The organism is Cryobacterium sp. N22 (assembly GCF_002929555.1).
In the GTDB taxonomy this organism is placed as follows: Bacteria; Actinomycetota; Actinomycetes; order Actinomycetales; family Microbacteriaceae; genus Cryobacterium.
The window spans coordinates 49302-71899 of record NZ_PJJP01000039.1 but is presented as its reverse complement, the minus strand read 5'-3'; the positions used below and the strand labels follow the sequence as shown (position 1 = coordinate 71899).

Here is a 22598-nt window from a genome sequence, read left to right as displayed (position 1 = left end):
GACGCTAGCGGAAGTCCCTCGACGACGTGTGGGCCGCCACGGTGAGGGGTTCGAATCTGTCGGCGATGAGGTTGACAACGCCCTCCGGGGAGCGTTCGAGGATGCCGCGGATCATCAGTGCGGGCGACTCCCGGGCGATCCGGCGGAAGTGGGTCCAGACCCCGACGCTCACCACGACGTTGACGTTTCCGGTCTCGTCCTCGAGGTTGATAAAGGTGACACCGTTCGCGGTAGCCGGTCGCTGGCGGTGGGTGACCACACCACCCACCTCGATGCGGCGGCCGTTCTCGGTGGCGGCCAGCTGATTCGCGGCCAGGGCGCCCCGAGCGGCCAGGACCGACCTGGCGTGCCGGATCGGATGGTCGTCGGTGGAGACCCCGGTTGCCCAGAGGTCGTAGGCCACCTGCTCCACCGGCGTCATCAGGGCCAGCAGGGGTGGTTGCACGGTCTCGAAGGAGCCGCGCAGGTGCGCGTCGGTCTCCTGGGCCGCTTCCCCGGCCGACCAGAGTGCTTGCCGGCGTTCGAGGCCCAGCCCGTCGAAGGCTCCGGCCGTGGCCAGGGATTCGAGCTGTTCGGTGTTGAGCCGGGCGCGGCGGGCCAGGTCGTTCATCGACCGGAACGGACCGAACCTGGTCCTGTCGGTGACGATCCGTTCGGCCACCGCCGTGCCGATGGATCGCACGTCGGCGAGCCCGAGCCGCACGGCCAGGGCGGTGTCCCTGCGGTGGCCCCGGTCGTCCACGGGCAGGGTGCGGTCGTAGACCGGCACGGCGGGTTGGTCGTGCTCTAGGCAGCCCGGCCGTCCCACCGGCTCGCCCGACGCGTCGGGCAGCGACTCGAGCACCGCATCCGCGCCGGAGAGCTGCACATCGGGTCTCAATACCTGCACACCGTGCCGACGGGCGTCCGCGACCAGGGATTGCGGCGAGTAGAAGCCCATCGGCTGGGCGCGCAGCAGTGCGGCGAGGAAGGCGCCCGGGTAGTGCAGCTTCAGCCAGGCGCTGGCATAGACGAGCAGGGCGAAGCTGATCGAGTGGCTCTCGGCGAAGCCGAAGTTGGCGAAGGCCTCGATCTTCTCGTAGATCTCGTCGGCCAGGTCCCCGGTGATGCCGTTGCCGGCCATGCCTTCGTACAGGGTGGCGCGCAGGGAGGAGATCTTCTCGATGCCGCGCTTGGAGCCCATTGCCCGGCGGAGCAGGTCGGCGTCCTCGCCGCTGCAGCCGCCCACCGCCATGGCCATCTGCATGAGTTGCTCCTGGAAGAGCGGGATGCCGAGGGTGCGTTCGAGGACCGGCTCGAGTTTGGGGTGCAGGTAGGTCACCGGTTCCTGGCCGAGCTTGCGCCGGATGTACGGGTGCACGGCGCCACCCTGGATGGGGCCGGGGCGGATGAGTGCGATCTCGACCACGAGGTCATAGAAGCGGCGCGGTTGCAGGCGCGGCAGGGTGCCCATCTGGGCGCGGCTCTCCACCTGGAACACCCCGATGGAGTCGGCGCGGCAGAGCATGTCGTACACCCCGGCCTCCTCCCGGGGAATGCCGCCCAGGCTCCAGTCCTCGCCGAGGGAGTCCCGAACCAGGTCGAAGGTGTACTGCAGGGCGGCGAGCATGCCGAGCCCGAGCAGGTCGAACTTGACCAGGCCCATCCAGGCGCAGTCGTCCTTGTCCCACTGCAGAACCGTGCGGTTCTCCTTGCGGGCGTGTTCGATGGGGCAGACCTCGCCGACGGGCCGGTCGGTGAGCACCATCCCACCGGAGTGGATGCCGAGATGGCGGGGAAATCCGAGCACCTGGCCGGCGAGGTCGGCGACCTGGTCGGGGATGTCGTGGTCGGGGCTGGACACCGCCGAACCCCACTGCTCCACCTGTTTTGACCAGGCATCCTGCTGTCCGGTGCTGTAGCCGAGGGCCTTGGCCATGTCGCGTACCGCGAACTTCGGCCGGTAGGTGATCACGTTGGCCACCTGGGCGGCGTTGAGCCGGCCGTAGCGTTCGTAGACGTACTGGATCACCTCCTCCCGCCGGTCGGAGTCGAAGTCCACGTCGATGTCGGGTTCTTCCTCCCGCAGGCTGGAGAGGAATCTCTCGAAGGGCAGGCGATAGAAGATCGAGTCCACCGCGGTGATCCCGATCACGAAGCACACGGCCGAGTTGGCCGCGGACCCGCGGCCCTGGCATAGGATCCCGTTGCGCCGGGCGAACTGCACGATGTCGTGCACGATCAGGAAGTAGCCCGGGAAATCCTTCGCCTCGATCACCGCGAGCTCCTTCTCCAGGCGCTCGCGCACATTGGCGTTGTACCCGGGGTACGCGCGTTCCGCGCCATCCCAGACCAGCTGACGCAACCAGCTCATCGGCGTGTGCCCGTCCGGAACGTGCTGACGGGGCAGTCGGGGCCTGGCCCGGCGCAGCGAAAAGGCCAGCTCGTCGGCGAGTGGCACCGTACGGGCGACAGCCCCCGGATACCGGCCGAAGCGCGCGGCCATCTCGGCTCCGCTCCGCAGGTGCTGGGTGGGCGCTGCGGGAAGCCAGCCGTCCATATCGTCCAGGCTGCGCTGGGCGCGCACGGCGGCCAGGGCGGAGAACAGCCTGAAATCGGCCGGTTGGGCATAGTGAACGTTGTTGGTTGCGAGAACCGGCAGACCCGCCCGGTCCGCCAGAGCGGCCAGCCTGTCGTTGGTCACGGAGTCCTGCGGCCGGCCGTGGTCGACCAGTTCGACGTTCACGCTGTCGCGTCCGAACAGGGCGATCAGGCGGTCCAGTTCCCGGGCCGCCGCCTGGTCGCCGTCCTGCTGCAGGGCCTGGCGTACCGCGCCGGACCGAGATCCGGTCAGGATGCTCCAGGTCCCGCCGGACGACTCGGCGAGCTCCTCGACGTCGTAGACGGGCCGGCCCTTCTCGCCCCCGGCGAGCTGACCGTGGGTGAGCGCGGCGGCCAGTCGGTGATAGCCCTCCTGACCCCTGGCCAGAACCACGAGGTGACTGCCCTCGGGGTTCGGTACCCCGTTCTGCCGACGGGTCAGCCCGAGGGACAGCTCTGCCCCGAAGACAGTTCGCACACCCGGGTAGCTCTCCGCGGTCTCGGCCAGGCGGACCGCCCCGTACAACCCGTCGTGGTCGGTGAGGGCCAGGCCGTGCAGGCCCAGCGCGCCGGCCTCCTCGAGGAGGCGTTCCGGGGAGCTTCCGCCATCGAGGAAGCTGAAGTTGGAGTGGGCGTGCAGCTCCGCATAGCCGACGACGGTCCCGGCCGGTGGGCGCGGCGGGGTCTCTGCCGCGTAGGGCTGGCGATGTCGGGACCAGGCAGGGCTGTCACCGCCGTCGGCCTCGGGGGGAGGGCCGCCGGGGCGCCGGTCGGAGAGCCTGCGCTCCAGTTCCGACCAGGGAATGGGCGGGTTATTGAATCCCATCGGGGTGCATCGTCCTCTCTGTCATCCGGGGCCTGGTCATACCGGGCCTAGTCATACCGGGCCTCGGCCCGCCAACCGTCGTCGTCCAGCGCCAGCAGCCACGCGCCGCCGGTCTCCTCGACGATCTGCACCCGTTGCACTGTGCGGCCGGCCATGGGGTCCCACCAGCGTTCCCGCACCGGCCACGGGCCGGCCCAGGCAACCACCGGGCTCGGCGGGCCCCCGGTGGACCCCTCGATGGACCGGGGCGGTGAGAATCGCGCCGGCTCACCATCGAGAGCGCCGCGGTCATCGACCCGCAACGACCGGCCGTCGTCGGTGACGAGGGCGACCGGATGGCGTTCCCGGTACACCGTGGCGGGAAGCAGCCCGCCGAGGCTCCCGGACCAGGGGCGGTCGGCGCCGCCCGGACCGCCGGTCGGCAAACCGGCACCGTCATCGCCCCAGGGCACCCACACCTGGCGGTCGGCGAGCATCCGCCCACCGCCGATGGCCGCCGTCACGACGCCGGCGTGGCCCACCAGGCCCTGCACCCGGGTGAGGGCATGGTGGATGCGCTCGTCGGGGCCTGTTCCCCACAGGCCGTCCTCGTGGTTCGCGACGGCGTCGACCCTGTCGGGGGAGAAGACCACCCGGACGACCCCGGCGGCCAGGCCCGAGTCGGCCCGACCCTCGCCCTGCAGCTGCCAGCGCACCCTGTCGATCAGGTCGGAGGCGGTGAACCACCGGGGATGTCGCCAGGTCCGTTCGGTCAGGAGACCGTCTTCGGTGCTGACCAGGATCGAGACGGCCGTGCACACGAGCGTCTGCTCCCGCAGGGTCTGCACGAAGGTGTCGGCGGTGCTGCGCAACGCGAAGGCGAGCTGGTCGATGCGGTCCAGGGCCGGTTCGAACTCCTGGCCGCGGTCGAACACCGGTGTGGGGGTGCGGGGCACGACCTCCTCGTGCTCGCGCCCGGCAGCCCGGGCGTGCGCCTGCGCCGCTGCCGCCCCGAAACGGCGGTGGACGTCCTGGGCGGGCAGGGCGGCGAGCTGGCCGAGGGTGTGCACCCCCAGCCGGGCCAACAGGGTGCCGAGCCCGGCCTCGGCCACTGCCGACACGGGCAACGGCGCCAGGAACGCGGCCGATTCCCCGGGCGGGACGATGTGCACCCGGTCCAGACGCTCCGGCAGGGCGCCGCGGGGATCAACCGCCCGCGCCCGCGACGGAAACCCCTCGCGCCGCGCCGCCTGCTCGGCCGCAAAGGGGCCGTCGGCGATTCCGGCCCTGGCCTCGGGAAGTCCGGCCCCGTGCAAGTAGTCGAGCATGGCTCGTGCCGCGGCGTCCTCGCTGCCGTAGTAGCGCACCGGGCCTCGGGCGCGGATCGCGCAGGTGCCCGGACGGAGCACGGCCACACCGGGCGTGATGTCCTCGAGGCCGTCCAACACGGGGTCGAAGGCCCGCCGGTCCAGCGCGGGGTCGTAGGGCAGCACGACGAGGTCGGTGCACCGGAACTGGGCCTCCCGTACGGTCAGGCCGCGCCGGACACCCTGGCGTCGCGCCTCGATGGAGCAGGCGAAGACCATCCCGTGCTCTATGAGAGCCATCGGGCCGTCTGCGGGCAGGTCGGTGGCTGACCGAGCGGCCAGCACGGGCCAGTCCGGGCACCACAACACGATGGTGCGTTCGCGGTTCATGACTCACCCGGCTGCCGGATGCCGGCGGCGGCGGCGGCGGCGTCGGGAAGGTGCACGAGCGTGGACCGCCGTCGTCCGGAGCCGTTCCGCCCGGTGACGTGCACGGCCAGGTCCCGACCGGCCAGGTAGCCGTGTCCAGCGCCCAGGCCGTCCCAACGGGTGTCGGTGACGCGCAGGGCGGCCTCGCTCTGGGGCCACGCCCCGGCCACGATCAGGGTGCATCCGCTCTGCCGCAGCCGCGCGCCGAGCCTTGCCGCCTCGGCGTCGCCGACGGCACGTGCGGGATGCACGACGACGACGGGCAGCACATCCACCAGCGCCGCCGTCACGGCCAACCACTGATCGGCGGGGGAGGGAACCAGCACGAGTCGCTCGAGGTCGATTCCGTATCCGATCGCCGCCTCCGCGCCGAAGTCGGGCAGGCCCACCACGGCGCCCCAGCCACCGTCCGCTGTCGCCGCTGCAACAGCGGCCATGATCAGCGACGTCGAGTTATCGACCGTGTAGACCACACCGGTGCGCAAGATCCCGTCCGGCAGGAGCCCGGCGAGGACTCCGGAGACGGGCCGTCCGCCGGCATCCCAGCGGTCCCGCTGCATTCCGTGGATGCGTGCCTGCAGTTCGCTGACCCGCTCGGCGGCGGAGCCGGCGGGAGGACCGGCTGCGTGCGCTACGGAGGTCAGAGGAATGGACACCCTCTAATTTTCGAACACAGATTCGATTTCGTCAACCGGTGTGGATAACCCGGTCCTGCTGTGGCGCACGGTAACCTGAGCCTATGTGTGGGCGATTCATCATTACCGATTCGGCGCCTGACCTCGCCGCCATGTTCGACATCGAGCACGAGGCCGGAGAGCTGCCGGAGCCGTCCTGGAACGTCAAACCGACCGAGCAGATCCCCATCGTGCTCGAATCGATGAAATCCGATCCGGTCGTGCGTCGGCTGGAACCGGCTCGCTGGTCGCTGGTGCCCACCTTCTCTCCCGAGCTGACCGCCGCGTTCGCCACCTTCAACGCCCGCGCCGAGAGCGTCGCCGAGAAGCCGACCTTCCGCACGGCCCTGGCCAAGACCCGGGCCATCGTGCCGGTCACCGGCTACTACGAATGGCACACGGAGGGCACCACGAAGACGCCCTACTTCGTGTACTCCGATGACGGCCTGCCCCTGGCACTGGCCGGACTGTACTCGTGGTGGCGCAATCCCACTCTCGGACCCGACGACCCGGCCCGATGGGTATTGACGGCCACCGTCCTCACCACCGCCGCCCAGGGCGCCCTCTCCGACATCCACGACCGGATGCCCGTGGTGCTGCCGGAGGAATGCTGGGATCGCTGGCTGGACCCACACGCCGACGGCGACCAGGCCCTCGTCGACGCTGCGGTCGAAGCCTCCACGGAGGCGGCGGCCGGGTTGGCCTTCTATCAGGTAGCACCGGTCTCCGGGGATGCGCCGGAGCTCATCGACCCGCTCGGCCCGGAGCGTGAGGTCGGCTACAGCGTCTGACCGGCGCTGAGAGCCACGCGGCACGCGACGAACTAGTACTCTCGAAGCGAGCCCGGATAAGCTTTCGCGGCACCGTCGAGAGGATCCTTCCATGCCCATTCTTACCTTCGTCGTCGCGATGGCCGTCTTCGTCCTGGGCCTGTGGCTCTTCGGCCTGGCCTTCACGGTGACCGCCTGGCAGGGCGCGATCTTCTTCGCCGGCATCCTGGCCGTCAGCGCGGCCGTCGCCATCCCCGTTCGCGCACTGCGCAACTGACCTGCCCGATTGACCAGGGCCGGCGACCGGCCCCGACACCCCGATCGACGAGGATCCCATGCGCGCCGAACAGCTCACCGACCCGATCACCTTTCACGGTGAGGGCCCGGTCTTCGCAGCGTCCTGGGGCGGATTGCGCCTCGTCGACCTATTCGCCGGCGACGTTCTGTCGCTGGCCGACGACGGCACGGTGACCCGTCGGCACGTGGACAGCATCGCCGCCGCCCTGCGGCCACGCGTCGGCGGCGGTGCGGTCATCGCCCTCGAACGCGGCTTCGCCCTCGAGGACGCCGACGGCACCCTGACCCGGCTGCCGGAGGTGTGGGCGGATCCGAGCGTGCGGATGAACGACGGCGGCGCCGCTCCGGACGGTTCGTTCTACTGCGGCTCCATGGCGTACGACCAGCGCACCGGCGCCGGATCGCTGTACAGGCTCGCCCCGGACGCATCGGTGCACCTGGCCGTGGCCGGCGTGACCATCTCCAACGGTCTCGCCTGGAGCCCGGACGGTTCGCTGGCCTACTACAACGACACGCCGACCGGCCGGATCGGGGTCTTCGACTGGACCCCGGAGACCGGGCTGACCGGGCTGCGCACCTTCGTCGACATCCCGTCCACCGACGGCTACCCCGACGGCCTCACCGTGGACGGCGAGGGCGGCGTGTGGGTGGCACTGTATGCAGGCGGGGCGGTGCGCCGCTACGCACCGAACGGCACCCTGGACGAGGTCATCGAGGTGGCCGCCCACCGGGTCACGGCCTGCACCTTCGGCGGCGACGACCTCCGTCGGTTGTTCATCACCACCTCCCGCGAAGGTCTCGCCCCTGGCGAGGACCCGCTGGCCGGCTCGATCTTCTCGGTGACCCCGGGTGTCGCGGGGCTGCCGGTCGCGCCCTTCGCCGGTTAGGCGCTGCCCCGCGGGTGCGGCTCAGAGGCCGGCCACGAGGTTGATCAGCGTCGCCAGGATGATCGAGCCGAACAGGAACGACATCAGCGCGTGCCGCAGGGCCACCGCACGCATCGCCGACGAGGTCAGTGTTGTGTCCGACACCTGGAAGGTCATTCCCAGGGTGAAGGACAGGTACGCGAAATCCGCGTACCTGGGCGGCTCCAGCTGGTTGAAATCGATGCCGCCGTCGTCATCCGCGTAATACATCGAGGCGTACCGCAGGGCGAACAGGGTGTGCACGAGCACCCAGGACAGCGCGACGACGACAAGCGCCAGGGCGGCGAGCAGGGCCTGGCCCGGCCCCTCGGCAGCACGCGCCTGCAACAGCACGATGAGAATGCTGCCGAGACTGGCCAGGCTGGCCAGGATCAGCAGCAGGTCGGTGATGCCCCGCGACGGGTCTTCCCTGGTGGCGTGGGCCGCCGTGGTGGCGGCGTCCAGCGGAACGACGCTGACCCACACCCAGCCGATGTAGAGCACCGCCGCGACCGCCCAGCCGATCGCGGGCGCCAGCAACCAGTTGCCCAGCAGACCCGACGCCAGACCCGCGAGGATGCCGACGGCCACCATGACGATGAACCGGGTGCTTGAGCGGTGCACCCGGGGAACTGGAGTTGAGGTCTTCACTCGCTGATCGTCGCACAAATCGCCCGGTCCGCGAGCGCCGCACGGTGTCGGCCAGATGCCAGCAACGCTGGCTAGGCTGGGAGCCGAACGACCTTTCTTCGTTCCTGGCCGAAAGAGACCGCACGAATGTCAGAGAGTCCGGCCGCAGCCAGCCCCTACGAGGTGCTGGGCGTGAGCCCGTCGGTGACCGACGAGGAGTTGCGACGCGCCTACCGCCTCAAGCTGCGGCAGTCCCACCCTGATGTCGGTGGCAGTGCGGCCTCCTTCCACGCCGTGCAGGTGGCCTGGGAACGCATCGGGAGTCCAGAGTCCCGGGCCGCGTACGACGGGGCCCGCTACCCGGAGACCGCTTACTCCGGCACGAGCAGCACGTCGCGCCCGACGGGCAGGCCCACCTCGAACGGAATGAAGGCCAGGATGCATGGCCATCCCGGCGGCCACTCCCGCCAGCGCTACCTGGCGCTGCTGCGGGAATGGGCCGGTCGCGGCACCGTCATCGCCGACCCGTACGCCCCTGACCTGGTGCGGTCGGCGCCGCGGGAGATCAGGCACCGGCTGGCCAAGGCCCTCGCCGAGGAAAACACCGCCCAGCTGATCTCCGGCCTCGGCATCGGATACACCGCCTGGCACGACATCGCCACCCGGGACGATGTCGAGAAGGTCGACCATGTCGTGCTCGGCCCGGCCGGGCTGTTCGCCATCCTCTCGGAGGACTGGGGGTCGCCCGTGCAGCTCAAGCGCGGCGAACTCGTCGGCGAGGGCCTGGCGCCGGGCGAGGAGCCGCTGGACGAGTTCGCGTCCGCAGCGCGAATCCTGGCCAAGTCCCTCCGGGTGCGCTTCACCGCGCTGATCGTGGTGGTACCGGATCAGGCCGTGGCCGAGCCCCTGTCGATGCCGAGCCGGGGCAGACGGCCGATGGTGGTCGTGATCCCGCGGTCGCGCCTGGTCGGGGTGCTGCGAGACGGTATCGCCGGGATGGAACGCGGCAGCTTCGAGAAGGTGTTCGAACTGCGCAGCACCCTGCAGAACGGCATCCGCTTCGTCGAAGACTAGGCGGATGCCGGGCGCCGCTAGGCGGGTACGGCGTCGGCGAGGCCGAGCTTCTGCACCCAGTGGCCCAGGAACGCGGCGCCCGCCTCATCGTGGATGAGGTCGCCCTCCACGATCACCGGGTACGGCCGCTCCAGGATGCCGTCGGCCGGGCGCACGTCCACGTGGGCCACGTCGTAGCCGGCCGCGTGCAGGTGGTCGGCCATGAGGTAGTCGCTGCGGGAATCGCCCACCGACCGCCACACCCGGGGGAGCGGTCCGCCCTCGGCGAAGAAGGCCAGGGCGCGCTGGGCGGCGTGGTCCTTGTCCAGGTCGACCGATTCGATGTCGGTGGAAATGATCGTGGTGTCAATGCGGAACGGTACCGCTCCCTCGGCGTCGGGGGAGACCCTGTCGCCGAAGCGCACACCCAGTCCGTGTTCGATCAGGATGGCGTACGCGGCATCCTCGAACGACGCCTGAGCGACGTGGTAGGCGGCCCGGTCGATATCCGTGCGCTGTTCGACGGAGATCATGGCGAGCTTGGTCTCGTCGAAGAACATGGTGTCGGCGTAGTCGGTGGCGACCAGCTCGCGGATGCGGCTCACCACGGGGGCGGGCAGGGCGACGCTGGCGTCGACGATGACCTCGCCCATGCCGGTGTCGGTGATGGGGAACCACACGGCGCCCTTCTCGCAGACCCCGTACATGCGCATCTCGCGTGGCAGGCCCGCGGTGACCAGCGGGGTCACGACCTGCTCGCTGATGAACTGCGCCGACCGACCGGTGATGAAGCCGATGGGCACGTTCGCCCCGGCCAGCGTGATGAGGTCGGTGATGATGCTCGGTGTGGCGATGGTGCGGGTGTCCGGGCTGGCGATCGGGCCATCCACATCGAGCAGCAGGCCGAGCGGGGAAACTGTTTCAGGCATGCTTCATTGAACCAGTTCCTGCCCCGGAGCGTTGGCGTCCGTCGCAGCGCCTATCGTTGAACCTGATGATTACCAGACGAGAAGCAGCGCTCCGCCTCGACATTCCCCTCGAGATGGCGCAGCGCCACGACCTTCCCAGCCGCATGACCGAAGCACAGCTCGCCGAGATCGAGAAGAACCCGCCCGCCTGGCTCGCGCAGTCGCGCGCGAACCGCACCGGCAAGAAGCCCGTCTGGATCGAGTTGACCTGCAGCGTGTGCGGGTTCACCGAGGCGACGCGGCCGAAGAAGTGGTGGCCGACGTTCACCTACCTCAGCTGCGACCACCACGGTTATGACGAGCTCCCGGCCGCCGCCGCCGGCCTCAGCCGCCGTGAGGTGGATGGCATCGGCAGCCGCTTCATCGGCATCGTCGATGCCGCCGAGGATGGGGAGCAGGACTCATGAGTTTGATCCGGCTGAACGACGTCACCGTGCGTTTCGAGAACACCCAGGTGCTCCGGGAGACCTTCTTCAGGCTCGAACCTGGCGACCGGGTCGGCATGATCGGCCGGAACGGGTCGGGCAAGACCACCCTCATCAAGCTGATCCTCGGCCAGGTGACGCCGGACTCCGGCACGGTCACCGTCGATGACGGCGTGAAGATCGGCTACTTCTCCCAGTTCTCCGAGCTGAACGGCGCGGCCACGATCACCGAGGTGCTGGACGCCCTGTTCGTGGAGATCAAGGCCGTCGAAGCCGAACTCGCCTCGATCGATCTGGCCATCGCCGCCGATTCCTCGGCCGGCGCCGAGCTCGACCGGCTGATCCATCGTCAGTCCGAACTCTTTGAGGACATGGACCGGCTGGACGGCTGGGACTACCCGAGACGCATCGACGCGGCCCTGACCATCCTGGGCTTCGACGAGGCGCACCGCAGCTGCGCGATCGACGAGCTGTCCGGCGGCTGGCGCAACCGCGCGGCCCTGGCGAAGATCCTGCTCGAGGCACCGGATGTGCTGCTGCTGGACGAGCCCACCAACTACCTCGACGTAGCCGGCGTGGAGTGGCTGGAGAGCTGGTTCCGCGACTTCAAGGGCGCCGCCGTGATCGTCTCGCACGACCGCACCTTCCTCGACGCCGTCGTGACCCGCATCATCGAGCTGGAGAACTTCCACCTGCACGAGTACCCGGGCAACTTCGGCGAATACGTGGTGCAGAAGCAGTTCCGTCTCAAGACCCTCGAGCAGCAGTTTGTGCACGAGTCCGAACTGCTCGCCTTCGAGTCCGAGGGCATCGCCGACCGGCGCGAGGCCCAGAAGAACGCCAGCCGCAAGCTCGGCAGCCAGCTGGCCACCATCAAGAAGTCCCGCACACCCCGACCGGTCGACAAGATCATCACCGAGATCTACGGCGGCCTGCACGTGAAGGATGTGCTCTGCCGGGTCGAGATGCTCAGCAAGGCCTATGGCGAGAAGGTGCTCTTCAACGACCTGAGCTTCGAGATCCGCCGTGGCAACCGCATCGTGGTGCTCGGCGCGAACGGCAGCGGCAAGACCACGCTGCTGCGGGTTCTCACCGGGGAGGAATCGGCGGATCACGGCGAGGTGGACTGGGCCAAGGGCGCCGGCATGGTGTCGTACAACCAGGTGCTCGCCGAGCTGGATGACACCGACACCGTCAGCCACGCGGTCAACGCGCTCGAGGGCAGCCTGGCGTTCACGGCCACCCGCAAGTCGGTGAACCGGTTTCTCACCATGTTCCAGTTCTCCGAGGCCGACCTCAAGCAGAAGATCGGCAACCTCTCCGGCGGCCAGAAGGCCCGCGTGGCGATGGCCCAGTGCCTGCTGTCCGGCGCCTCGGTGCTGCTGCTGGACGAGCCCACCAACCACCTGGACATGTCCAGCACCCAGGTGATGGAGCGGGCGCTGCTGCACTTCCCCGGGGCCGTGGTGGTGGTCAGCCACGACAGGTTCTTCACCGACAAGATCGCCAACCGCCGCCTGATCTTCGGCAGTGAGGGTGCCGAAGCCGGCGAGGTCGAGGTCGCCGTAGCCTGACCCGCGCATCGCGTGCAACCCCTCAGGGTCGCTAGGGGCCGGCGAGAGTGCCGTCCGGGAGGGCCTCACGGATCGACCCGGGGCCGGTGCCCAGGTAGAGCGGCCAGATCACCTCGGCGCTGCCCGGTAGTTGCCAGACCAGACCCTCGAGCGCGGATGCCTGGTACAGCGGCTGGCCGGCGGGCCGCCCGGCGCCGGGCTCCTGGATTTCCGTGTACTCGGAGGTCGGGTCCTCGTCGACGTAGCTGCGGGCGCCGTCCCAGGCCGGCTCCAGATAGGCGACGATCGCCGTTCCGGCCGGCACCGTTCCAGCGCACTCGTCCGGACTGCTCGACGCAAATTCGATGTAGACGCTGCCGTTGACGGCCGCGTCCAACTCTCCGTAGACAACCGTGACGTCCCGCACGACGATCACCGCGCTTCGCGTCGTCGACGTCTCCTTCGATGCGGTGTAGGTGCTGTCGCGGCCCGCCTGGATCCGATCGATTTCGCCCATGATCACCACGGTGCTGTCCGCGGCCAGCACCGCCAGTGACTCGATCGGGTCGTAGTCCACGATCCCCGGTGGGCTGCACGCCGTGAAGACCTCGTCCGCGCTGGGCCCGGCCGGCGCCGGCCCCATGATCGGGCCGGCGGCGGACGGAGCCGTGGCGTCGGCGTGGCCGCATCCGGTGATCAGCACACCGACGCACGCAACGGCGACGCACAGCTGCCAGGCCCGTGTTCGGACTGTTCGGTAGATGTCCATACCCACTATTGTCCGGACGGCCGCAACTGGTTCCCCTACAGGGTCGCGCGCACCTGCACCGTGGCGCCGGCCGGGGCGTAGGGCACCGTACGGCCCTCGATGGCGACACCGTCGACCTCGAGGCTGGCCCGGGAACCCTCGCGGCCCGAGTTGGCCACCGTGATCACGTACGTCGCGCCGCGGGCCTGCCGGGTCACGGTGAACTCCGCGACATCCGGTCCGATCTGCGGGTCGACCACGAGGCCGTCGTAGTCGGTGCGCACACCCAGGAGGTACTGGGAGACCGTCACGAAGTTCCAGGCCGCCGTGCCGGTCAACCAGGAGTTCTTGGCCTCGCCGTGCCTGGAGGCCTCCTTGCCGGCGATCATCTGCGCGTACACGTACGGCTCGGTGCGGTGCACCTCGGAGATGTCCTCCCGGTAGGCGGGCGTGATCTTCCGGTAGTGGTCGAACGCCTTCGCGCCGCGGCCGATCACGGTCTCGCCGATGATCACCCACGGGTTGTTGTGGCAGAAGATGCCACCGTTCTCCTTGTAGCCCGGGGGATAGGTCGACACCTCGCCCAGTTCCACGCGGTAGCTGCGGTACGCCGGGTACTGCAGCACCAGGCCGTGCTCGGAGCCGAGGAGCCGGTCTACGGAGTCGAGGGCACGGAACGCGGGACTGGTCTTCACCGGGGTGCCGTCGCTGTTGTGCTCGACGCCGACGCCGGCCAGGACGGCGAAGCCCTGCGGCTCGATCCAAATCTGACCCTCGGTGTCCTCGGAGGTGCCCACCTTGTTGCCGTAGAAGTCGTAGGCGCGCAGGAACCAGTCGCCGTCCCAGCCGTGCGTCAACAGCGCCTGGCTCATCTCGGCGGCGGCCTTGCGGGCCTTGTCCGCCTGCACGGTGTCACCACCGCGTTCAGCGATGGTCGCGTACTGGCCGGCGGCGAGCACGAACTGTGCGGCGATGAAGGTCGACTCCGCCACCCCGCCGGCCTGGTTTTCGGTGGTCTGGAACGACTCACCCGGGGTCGTGGAGAAGCAGTTCAGGTTCAGGCAGTCATTCCAGTCGGCCCGCCCGATCAGTGGGAGCCCGTGCGGGCCGAGATTGTTCAGGGTGAACTCGAACGACCGGGTCAGGTGGGTGTACAGGGTCTCGGCGAGGGCGTCGTTGTTGTCGAACGGCACCACCTCGTCGAGGATCGTGTAGTCGCCGGTCTCCTTGAGATAACCGTCCACCCCGATGATCAGCCAGGCGGGGTCGTCGTTGAAGCCGGACCCGAGCTCGTTGTTGCCCCGCTTGGTGAGGGGCTGGTACTGGTGGTACGCGGACCCGTCCGGCAGCTGGGTCGCGGCGATGTCGAGGATGCGTTCGCGAGCGCGGTCCGGGATCAGGTGCACAAAACCGAGCAGGTCCTGGGTCGAGTCCCGGAAGCCCATGCCGCGGCCGATGCCGGTCTCGAAGTACGACGCCGAGCGGCTCATGTTGAAGGTCACCATGCACTGGTACTGGTTCCAGATGTTGACCATCCGGTTGAGCTTGTCGTCCGGGGAGGTCACCGTGTACGCGGAGAGCAGGTCAGTCCAGTAGACGCCGAGGGCGTCGAACGCGGCATCCGCGGCTTCGGTGGTGGACAGGCGGGCCAGCAGCGCCTGGGCGCGGGTCTTGTTGATGACCTGCTTGGCGTCGTCCGCCCACTTCTCCTCGCCGGTCTCGGCGTTGTTCTCGACGTAGCCGAGAACGAAGACCAGGTCGCGGCTCTCACCGGGCTGCAGGGTCGAGTCGACCTGGTGGGAGCCGATCGGGTACCAGCCCGATGCCATCGAGTTAGCCGCGGCGCCGGCGTGCGGGACCTTGGCCTCGGCCAGCGTTTCGTAGAGCCCGACGAAGGTCTCCCGGTCGGTGTCGAAGCCGGCGATCTCGGCGTTCACGCCGTACACGGCGTAGTGGTCGCGACGCTCCCGGTATTCGGTCTTGTGGTAGATCGCGCTGCCGTCGACCTCCACCTCGCCGATGGAGAGGTTGCGCTGGTAGTTGGTCTGGTCGTCCTGGGCGTTCCACAGGCAGAACTCGAGGTAGGAGAACAGGGAAAAGGTCTTGACCGCATCCGACGTGTTGGTGATCGTGACCTTCTGCACCTCCGCCGTCTCGCCGAGGGGAACGAAGTAGAGCGTGGAGACCCGCAGGCCGCCGCGTTCACCCGTGATGCGGGTGTAGCCCATGCCGTGGCGGGTTTCGAAGAAGTCGAGGTCCTTCTTCATCGGCAGCCAGCTGGACGTCCACACGTCGTCGCCGTCCTTGATGAAGAAGTAGCGTCCACCGGAGTCGGTGGGGACGTCGTTGTAGCGGTACCGGGTGAGGCGACGCATCTTGGCGTCCTTGTAGAAGGTGTACCCGCCCGCCGTGTGCGAGACCAGCGAGAAGAAGTCCTCGCTGCCGAGATAGTTGATCCACGGGTAGGGGGTCAACGGGGTCTCGATGACATATTCCCTGGCTTCGTCGTCGAAGTGGCCGAACTTCATGCGTGCACCTTTTCGGTTTCAACGGACCGAATGTCGCGGGGATTCAACATCCTGAATCCGCCGTCGCAGCCGGGCCTAGTCTCGTGAGAGCGCTCTCACGAGCGCTTGGGATGACTCTAGCATCACGATTGTGGAGCCCGCACGCGGCTGCGTGAGCCGATACGGCCGCTCAACAACGCGTTCCCGGGAATCTTCACCGGGCGGGGAGTTCGGAGCGGCAATGCGGCAGGGCATCGGTGCGCGTTAACGAGACAGGGCCGGATCCTAAGATCCGGCCCGTGAACTGTCTCAACCAGTTCTCGTTGATCGTTGTCTTACCAACAATCTCCGTGTCCGAGAGGGGACTTGAACCCCTACGCCCTATACGGGCACTAGCACCTCAAGCTAGCGCGTCTACCATTTCCGCCACCCGGACTGGATGTTTTGGCCGCAGTTATGTTTTGCTGCCGGGGAATAACTTAGCACGGATCCAAACCACTTCCGGACACCGGTGGGTTCCATGCCCGGTAGCGTGAACTGCATGACAGCCCCCTCCACCAGCCCCGCATCGGCCGACGTTCTCGACCTCACCACCGAGATCGCCCGCGACCTCATCAGGTTCGACACCACGAACTATGGCGAGGGTCGCTCCAACGGCGAGACGGATGCGGCGGAGTACGTCGCGGAGAAGCTGCGCGCCCTAGGACTGAAACCGGAGCTGTTCGATTCGGAGCCGGGCCGCACCAGCGTGGTCGCCCGGGTGCCCGGCCGCGACCGTAGCAAGGGCGCCCTGGTGGTGCACGGCCACCTGGACGTGGTGCCCGCCGACCCGGCGAACTGGTCGGTGGATCCGTTCGGCGGCGAAATCAAGGACGGCATGCTGTGGGGGCGCGGCGCCGTCGACATGAAGAACATGGACGCGATGATCCTGGCGTCCCTCTCGGATGTGCTCGACCAGGGCGGCCAGCCCGAGCGGGACCTCGTCATCGCGTTCTTCGCCGACGAGGAGGCCGGGGGAGTGCTCGGCTCCCACCACCTCGTCGACACCCGTCCGGACCTGTTCGCCGGCGCGACCGAGGCCATCAGCGAGGTCGGCGGCTACTCGATCAGCATCGGCGGGGAGCGGGCCTACCTGCTCCAAACCGGTGAGAAGGCTCTCATCTGGCTCAAGCTCGTGGCGCACGGGCCGGCCGGGCACGGCTCCCGGCTGGTCACTGACAACGCGATCACCCGGCTCGCCGAGGCCGTCGCCAAGGTGGGGCGCCGCGAGTGGCCGATCCGGCTGACGAACACCACCCGGCAGCTGCTGTCGGAGATCGCGCGGATCCTCGGCGTGGAGCCGCAGTCCATGGGTCCGGACGAACTGGCCCTGGCGACGGGCACGGCATCGGGGTTCATCCAGGCGAGCCTGCGCACCACCATGAACCCGACGGTGTTGCAGGCCGGTTACAAGCACAATGTCATTCCCGACCGTGCGGAGGCCCTCATCGATGTGCGCTCCCTGCCGGGCGAGGAAGACGCCGTGCTGGCCGAGCTGGCCGAGCTGGTCGGCCCCGACATCGAGATCGTCGTGATGCACCGTGACGTGGGGCTGGAGACCGAGTTCGCCGGCCCGCTGATCGACCGGATCGTGCAGACCCTCGACACCCACGACCCGGGCGCTCCCGTGCTGCCCTACCTCATGCCCGCCGGCACCGACAACAAGGCGTTGAGCAAACTGGGCATCAAAGGATACGGCTTCGCCCCGCTGAAACTCCCAGCCGATTTGGATTTTCCGGCGCTGTTCCACGGCGTTGATGAGCGCGTGCCACTGGACGCATTAGTGTTTGGCAGGACGGTTTTGACCGATCTGCTGACGACGTACTAGCCCGCTGTCGCGCTACCGGCCAGCACACCGCACAAGCGAAACGAGTATCACGTGGACTTCCTCAACGCGGTCATCCTGGGCCTGGTCCAGGGTCTGACCGAATTCCTGCCGGTCTCCTCCAGCGCCCACATCAGCATCGTGGGACAGTTCCTCGGCACCGGTGAGGACCCCGGCGCCCGTTTCACCGCGATCACCCAGATCGGCACCGAGGCGGCCGTGGTGATCTTCTTCTGGCGCGACATCGTGCGCATCATCGGCCAGTGGGCGAAGTCCCTGGTCGGCAAGGTGCCACGCAGCGACGCGGACGCGCGCATGGGCTGGCTGATCATCCTCGGCACCCTGCCCATCGTCATCCTGGGCCTGCTGTTCCAGGACCAGATCGAAACCAGCCTGCGCAACCTGTGGGTCACCGCGATCATGCTCATCGCGTTCGGCGTGCTGCTGGGCGTCGCCGACTACGTCGGTGCCAAGCGCCGCAAACTGGACGACCTCACCGTCGGGCACGGTGTCATCTTCGGCTTCGCACAGGCGCTGGCCCTCATCCCCGGCGTCTCACGTTCCGGCGGCACCATCACGGCCGGCCTGTTCCTCGGCTACGAGCGGGCCGCCGCCGCCCGCTACGCGTTCCTGCTCGCCATCCCCGCCGTTCTCGGCAGCGGCTTCTACCAGATCTACAAGTCGATCAAGGAACCCTGCGTCGCGGCCGCCGCGAACTGCACACCCGAACTGTTCGGCCCGCTGGAGACCCTCGTCGCCACCGTCGTGGCGTTCGTCGTGGCCCTGTTCGTGATCGGCTTCTTCATGAGCTACATCTCCAAGCGCAGCTTCATGCCGTTCGTGGTCTACCGCATCGCGCTGGGCATCGTCGTGATGGTCCTGCTCGGTACGAACACCATCACGGCGTAGTTAGGCTGGAAGCATGCGCGCCTGGTCACACCCCGTCATCCCGTCTATTCCGGGACTCTCAGCGGCCCCGCGCCTGCACGACACGGCGACGGACTCGATCGTCGAAGCCAAACCGACCGACGTGGCCAGGTTGTACGTCTGCGGCATCACCCCGTACGACGCCACCCATCTGGGCCACGCGGCCACCTACCTCGCCTTCGACACCCTGCAGCGGGTGTGGCGCGACGGCGGTTACCGGGTGCACTACGCCCAGAACGTGACCGACGTCGACGACCCGCTGCTCGAACGCGCCACCGCGACCGGCGTCGACTGGCGCGAACTCGCCGTGGAGCAGACCGACCTGTTCAGGGCCGACATGGAGTCCCTGGGCGTCATTCCGCCGGACGATTTTGTGGCCGTGACCGACGTCATCGACGACATCAGCGCCGCGGTGCTGACGCTCCGCCAGTCCGCGCTGGCCTACAAGGTGCCGACGCCGGATGCGCTGCCTACGCCCGACGGGCCCGGCGCCGACCTGTACTTCGACATTCGTGCGGCCGAGCGCCAGGCGCCGTGGACCCTGGGGGAGGAGAGCAACCTCGACGTCGACACCATGCTCACCCTGTTCGCCGAGCGCGGCGGAGACCCCGACCGGGCCGGCAAGCGCGACAGGCTCGACCCGCTCCTCTGGCGTGCCGCCAGAGCGGGAGAGCCGGCCTGGGAGTCACCCGTGGGCGCCGGCCGCCCCGGCTGGCACATCGAGTGCTCCGTCATCGCCCTCGCCGAGCTCGGCACCGATTTCACGGTGCAGGGCGGTGGGAGCGACCTGATCTTCCCGCACCACGACATGAGCGCCGGCCACGCAGCCGCGCTGTCCGGGCATCCGCTGGCCCAGGTGTACAGCCACACCGGCATGGTCGCCTACCAGGGCGAGAAGATGAGCAAGTCGCTGGGCAACCTGGTCCTGGTCTCCCGACTTCGGGCGGGCGGCACCGACCCGCGCGCCATCCGCCTGGCCCTGCTCGCCCAGCACTACCGCACCGACTGGGAGTGGACCGCGCAGCAGCTGGTGGACGCCGAGGCTCGCCTGGCCGCCTGGACGCTGGCGTTCGGCCCCGTCGACACCGCGACCGGCGCCGCAGTCTCGGCGTTTGAGAGCGCTGCGGCGGTCGTCGAGCGGATGCGCGCCGCGCTGGTCGACGACCTCGACACCCGCGGTGCCCTGGACGCTGTGGACGAGGCTGTGGCGGCCGGCGTGGACGACCGCGCCCTCGTCGCTGCCGCGATCGACGCCCTCCTGGGCGTCAAGCTCTAACCGGAGACACGCCCACGGCCGGCCGGCCGGCCGCCTAGGGCTGGCGCGGCTCCGGGCCCTGGCGGCCGTCCGCCCAGCCGTCACGGCCGCCGTCGCCGCGTTTGCGCAGGTACTTCTCGAACTCCTGGGCGATCGCCTCTCCGCTCGCCTCCGGTGAGTCGACGGTGTCCCTGGCCTGCTCGAGCTGACCGATGTACGCGGCCATCTCCTCGTCCTCGGCAGCGAGGGCATCGATGCCCGTCTCCCACTCCGAGGCGTCGGTGACCAGGTCGCCGCGGGGGATCACGACGTCGATGATCTCCTCGAGCTTGTCGATCAGGGCGAGCATGGCCTTGGGCGACGGGGCGTTGTGCACGTAGTGCGGCACGGATGCCCAAATCGACAGGCTCGGGATTCCCACGGTTTCCGCCGCCATTGCCAGCACACTGAGGATGCCCACGGGCCCCTCGTAGCTGCTGCGCTCGATCTGCAGTTCGGCGCGCACCTCGGGATTGTCGCTCGAGACGAAGATCGAGATCGGCCGGGTGTGCGGCACATCAGCCAGCATCGCGCCGAGGAAGACGATGCCGCTCACGTCGGCGGCGAGCACGGAGTCCAGAATCTCGGCCGTGAAGCTCTTCCAGCTGCGGGAGGGCTCCGTTCCGACCAGCAGGTAGATGTTGCCGGCGTTGGTGCCGCTCACCTTGAGCTGCGCGTCCTCGGCCAACGGAACCCCGCTGGCACCGGGAACGACGGGACCGTACATGACCGCGCTGGGCCACTCGATGACCCGGTGGCCGTCTTCATCGGTGGAGATGGTGGGGCGGTTGAACTGGTAGTCGAAGTAGAGCTCGGGGTCGATCCGCTTGACCTCTTCGACGTCGAGGAGCTCTTTCAGCGTACTCACGGCACCCGTTGCGGCTTCGCCTGCATCGTTCCAGCCTTCGAAGGCGACCACCAGGAGACGTCCGCTGAGGAACCCATTGCCGTCTGTCACTTGAGTGAAACCTCGTGTATTCCGGCCACCACGACTGGGCGGCCTCCTTCAAGGATAGGCCGTGCCCCCTAAACTTGAACCCCGTGACACTGATCCCCGCACTCTCGTCCCCACCCGCCGCCGTTCTCTGGGACATGGACGGCACCCTGGTCGACACCGAACCGTACTGGATGCGCGCCGAACACGAGCTCGTGGAGTCCTTCGGCGGCGTCTGGACGCACGCGGACGCCATGCTCCTGGTCGGCTCCGGCCTGCTCGGCTCCGCCGCCATCCTGCAGAACCGCGGGGTGAACCTGGCCGCAGAGGCCATCGTCGACGTGCTCACCACCCGGGTTCAGGAGCAGCTCGGCTCCGCGGGTATCCCGTGGCGCCCCGGGGCCCACGAGCTGCTCACCGAGTTGCACGGCGCCGGGATGCCGATGGCCCTGGTGACGATGTCCGAACAGCGGATGGCCCGCCAGATCGCCGACCTCGTCGGCTTCAACGCCTTCGCCACCATCATCTCCGGCGACATGGTGCAGCAGAGCAAGCCGCACCCCGAGGCCTACCTCACGGCCGCGGGCATCCTCGGCGTCGACCCCGCGCACTGCATCGCGATCGAGGACTCGCTGCCCGGCGTCGCCGCGGCGGTCGCCTCCGGCGCCGTCGTCCTCGCCGTTCCGCACATGGTCCCGCTCGAGCAGAGCGAGCACTACACGCTGCTGCAGAGCCTGGCCGGCAGCTCGCTTGCCACCCTGACCGAGGTCTACCTGACCCGACGATCTTCCCCATCCACCCGCACCGATACCCACACCGAGGACGCAACACGCGCATGAGCGACAACCAGGTCATCCAGAACAGCGGTCCGTTCCGCGCCGGCGACAGAGTGCAGCTCACCGGCCCCAAGGGCAAGCTGAACACCATCACACTCGAACCGGGCAAGACGTTCCACACCCACCGGGGAATCCTCGAGCACGACGACATCATCGGCCGGCCCGACGCCTCCGTCGTCACCAACAACGTGGGCGTCGAACACCTCGCGTTGCGCCCGCTGCTCATCGACTTCGTGATGAGCATGCCCCGCGGCGCGGCCATCATCTACCCCAAGGATGCCGCCCAGATCCTCGCCCAGGCCGACATCTTCCCCGGCGCCACCGTGGTCGAGGCCGGCGTCGGCTCCGGCGCGCTGTCGCTCTGGCTGCTGCGCGCCATCGGTCCGGCCGGCACGCTGGCCTCGTTCGAACGCCGGGAGGAGTTCTCCGACGTGGCCCGCGCCAACGTCGCCACCTTCCTCGGCACCGACCCGCAGAACTGGACCATCACGCTCGGCGACCTCGCCGACACGCTGCCGGAGACCATGCCCGCGCAGTCCGTTGACCGGGTGGTGCTCGACATGCTCGCCCCGTGGGAGTGCATCGATGTCGTCTCCGACGCGCTCAAGCCCGGGGGAGTGCTGCTCTGCTACGTGGCCACCGTCACCCAGCTGTCACGCGTCGCGGAGGCCATCCGTGCCACCGGCAACTACACCAACCCGGATTCGCACGAGACGATGGTGCGCGGCTGGCACGTGGAAGGCCTCGCGGTCCGCCCCGATCACCGGATGATCGGCCACACCGGCTTCCTCATCACCGCCCGCCGCCTGGCCCCCGACACGATCCTGCCCGAGCTCAAGCGTCGCCCGTCGAAAACCGACTTCAGCGACGCCGATGTCGAGCTGTGGACGCCGGGCGCCCTCGGCGAGCGGTCCGTCAGCGCCAAGGTGATGCGCAAGCGCAACCGCACCGCCGAGAACGGCGCAGCGCTCTCCAAGGCTCGGGACCTCGACGCCGGATAGGATGGTCTTCGGCCTGCCGCCCGCACCAGCGGTTTCGGTCGACATCACCCCGAACATCACCCGACGGCATCACGCTGCCGCCTCCCCGTAT

The 22598-nt window shown here is 68.8% G+C and carries 19 protein-coding genes and 1 tRNA gene; 11 read left to right on the top strand and 9 right to left on the bottom strand.

Annotated elements, in window-relative coordinates:
• Positions 1 to 4 precede the first annotated feature (4 nt).
• From CXY76_RS15750 to CXY76_RS15740, 3 genes are read right to left on the bottom strand one after another with little or no spacing between them, the layout of a single operon-like run.
• Complete coding sequence (locus CXY76_RS15750; protein ID WP_104166219.1) at positions 5 to 3406, bottom strand: error-prone DNA polymerase; 3402 nt, start codon at positions 3404 to 3406, stop codon at positions 5 to 7.
• Between the two features lie 47 nt (positions 3407 to 3453).
• Positions 3454 to 5082: a DNA polymerase Y family protein gene (locus tag CXY76_RS15745; protein WP_104166217.1), complete on the bottom strand. Its 1629-nt coding sequence runs from the start codon at positions 5080 to 5082 to the stop codon at positions 3454 to 3456.
• Positions 5079 to 5777: a hypothetical protein gene (locus tag CXY76_RS15740; RefSeq protein ID WP_233199945.1), complete on the bottom strand. Its 699-nt coding sequence runs from the start codon at positions 5775 to 5777 to the stop codon at positions 5079 to 5081. The genes CXY76_RS15745 and CXY76_RS15740 overlap by 4 nt, the downstream gene beginning before the upstream one ends.
• An 83-nt stretch (positions 5778 to 5860) precedes the next feature.
• Here CXY76_RS15740 and CXY76_RS15735 point away from each other — a divergent pair, with 83 nt between their 5' ends.
• The 3 genes from CXY76_RS15735 (at position 5861) to CXY76_RS15730 (ending at position 7749) form a co-directional block, all read left to right on the top strand.
• Positions 5861 to 6586 (top strand): SOS response-associated peptidase, encoded by a 726-nt coding sequence (locus CXY76_RS15735; RefSeq protein ID WP_104166215.1) that lies wholly within the window; start codon positions 5861 to 5863, stop codon positions 6584 to 6586.
• 91 nt (positions 6587 to 6677) lie between these two features.
• Entirely contained in the window at positions 6678 to 6842 is a 165-nt protein-coding gene (locus CXY76_RS19555; RefSeq protein WP_199190335.1) for a hypothetical protein, read from the top strand.
• Positions 6843 to 6900: 58 nt separating this feature from the next.
• A complete protein-coding gene (locus CXY76_RS15730) occupies positions 6901 to 7749 on the top strand; it encodes an SMP-30/gluconolactonase/LRE family protein (protein ID WP_104166213.1) in 849 nt (282 codons plus the stop codon).
• A 21-nt stretch (positions 7750 to 7770) separates the two neighbouring features.
• Here the strand turns inward: CXY76_RS15730 and CXY76_RS15725 are convergent, their stop codons facing one another.
• Positions 7771 to 8418 (bottom strand): DUF1345 domain-containing protein, encoded by a 648-nt coding sequence (locus CXY76_RS15725; RefSeq protein ID WP_233199943.1) that lies wholly within the window; start codon positions 8416 to 8418, stop codon positions 7771 to 7773.
• A gap of 126 nt (positions 8419 to 8544) precedes the next feature.
• Between CXY76_RS15725 and CXY76_RS15720 the strand changes: the two genes are divergently transcribed.
• Entirely contained in the window at positions 8545 to 9471 is a 927-nt protein-coding gene (locus CXY76_RS15720) for a DnaJ domain-containing protein (RefSeq protein ID WP_104166211.1), read from the top strand.
• 17 nt (positions 9472 to 9488) lie between these two features.
• Here CXY76_RS15720 and CXY76_RS15715 read toward each other — a convergent pair whose 3' ends face one another.
• On the bottom strand, positions 9489 to 10379 hold the full coding sequence (locus tag CXY76_RS15715) for a hypothetical protein (RefSeq protein ID WP_104166210.1): 891 nt from the start codon (positions 10377 to 10379) through the stop codon (positions 9489 to 9491).
• 65 nt (positions 10380 to 10444) lie between these two features.
• Between CXY76_RS15715 and CXY76_RS15710 the strand changes: the two genes are divergently transcribed.
• Both CXY76_RS15710 and CXY76_RS15705 read left to right on the top strand, forming a co-directional pair.
• Complete coding sequence (locus tag CXY76_RS15710) at positions 10445 to 10825, top strand: hypothetical protein (RefSeq protein WP_104167300.1); 381 nt, start codon at positions 10445 to 10447, stop codon at positions 10823 to 10825.
• Complete coding sequence (locus CXY76_RS15705; RefSeq protein WP_104166208.1) at positions 10822 to 12417, top strand: ABC-F family ATP-binding cassette domain-containing protein; 1596 nt, start codon at positions 10822 to 10824, stop codon at positions 12415 to 12417. Before CXY76_RS15710 ends, CXY76_RS15705 begins: the two co-directional genes overlap by 4 nt.
• A gap of 31 nt (positions 12418 to 12448) precedes the next feature.
• Here the strand turns inward: CXY76_RS15705 and CXY76_RS19290 are convergent, their stop codons facing one another.
• The 3 genes from CXY76_RS19290 to CXY76_RS15690 all read right to left on the bottom strand — a co-directional run bounded on the left by CXY76_RS19290 (position 12449) and on the right by CXY76_RS15690 (position 16087).
• On the bottom strand, positions 12449 to 13165 hold the full coding sequence (locus tag CXY76_RS19290; RefSeq protein ID WP_146073474.1) for a hypothetical protein: 717 nt from the start codon (positions 13163 to 13165) through the stop codon (positions 12449 to 12451).
• A 35-nt stretch (positions 13166 to 13200) separates the two neighbouring features.
• Complete coding sequence (locus tag CXY76_RS15695; protein ID WP_104166204.1) at positions 13201 to 15672, bottom strand: GH36-type glycosyl hydrolase domain-containing protein; 2472 nt, start codon at positions 15670 to 15672, stop codon at positions 13201 to 13203.
• A 330-nt stretch (positions 15673 to 16002) separates the two neighbouring features.
• Positions 16003 to 16087, bottom strand: a tRNA-Leu gene (locus tag CXY76_RS15690).
• Between the two features lie 105 nt (positions 16088 to 16192).
• Here CXY76_RS15690 and CXY76_RS15685 point away from each other — a divergent pair.
• Genes CXY76_RS15685 through mshC form a run of 3 tightly spaced genes read left to right on the top strand, consistent with a single transcriptional unit; the run spans position 16193 to position 19718 of the window.
• Positions 16193 to 17518, top strand: coding sequence for a M20/M25/M40 family metallo-hydrolase (locus tag CXY76_RS15685; protein ID WP_104167298.1), 1326 nt, complete (start codon positions 16193 to 16195; stop codon positions 17516 to 17518).
• A gap of 51 nt (positions 17519 to 17569) precedes the next feature.
• On the top strand, positions 17570 to 18424 hold the full coding sequence (locus tag CXY76_RS15680; RefSeq protein WP_104166202.1) for an undecaprenyl-diphosphate phosphatase: 855 nt from the start codon (positions 17570 to 17572) through the stop codon (positions 18422 to 18424).
• Between the two features lie 13 nt (positions 18425 to 18437).
• Positions 18438 to 19718 carry a cysteine--1-D-myo-inosityl 2-amino-2-deoxy-alpha-D-glucopyranoside ligase gene (gene mshC, locus CXY76_RS15675; protein ID WP_104166200.1) on the top strand — a complete coding sequence of 427 codons (1281 nt, stop codon included), beginning with the start codon at positions 18438 to 18440 and terminating at the stop codon, positions 19716 to 19718.
• A gap of 34 nt (positions 19719 to 19752) precedes the next feature.
• On the opposite strand, the gene CXY76_RS15670 is transcribed toward mshC, so the two are convergent.
• Positions 19753 to 20694 (bottom strand): PAC2 family protein, encoded by a 942-nt coding sequence (locus CXY76_RS15670; protein ID WP_104166197.1) that lies wholly within the window; start codon positions 20692 to 20694, stop codon positions 19753 to 19755.
• An 83-nt stretch (positions 20695 to 20777) separates the two neighbouring features.
• Between CXY76_RS15670 and CXY76_RS15665 the strand changes: the two genes are divergently transcribed.
• Positions 20778 to 21509, top strand: coding sequence for an HAD family phosphatase (locus CXY76_RS15665; protein ID WP_255408483.1), 732 nt, complete (start codon positions 20778 to 20780; stop codon positions 21507 to 21509).
• Positions 21506 to 22507: a tRNA (adenine-N1)-methyltransferase gene (locus CXY76_RS15660; RefSeq protein ID WP_104166195.1), complete on the top strand. Its 1002-nt coding sequence runs from the start codon at positions 21506 to 21508 to the stop codon at positions 22505 to 22507. Before CXY76_RS15665 ends, CXY76_RS15660 begins: the two co-directional genes overlap by 4 nt.
• The last annotated feature ends 91 nt before the right edge of the window (positions 22508 to 22598 follow it).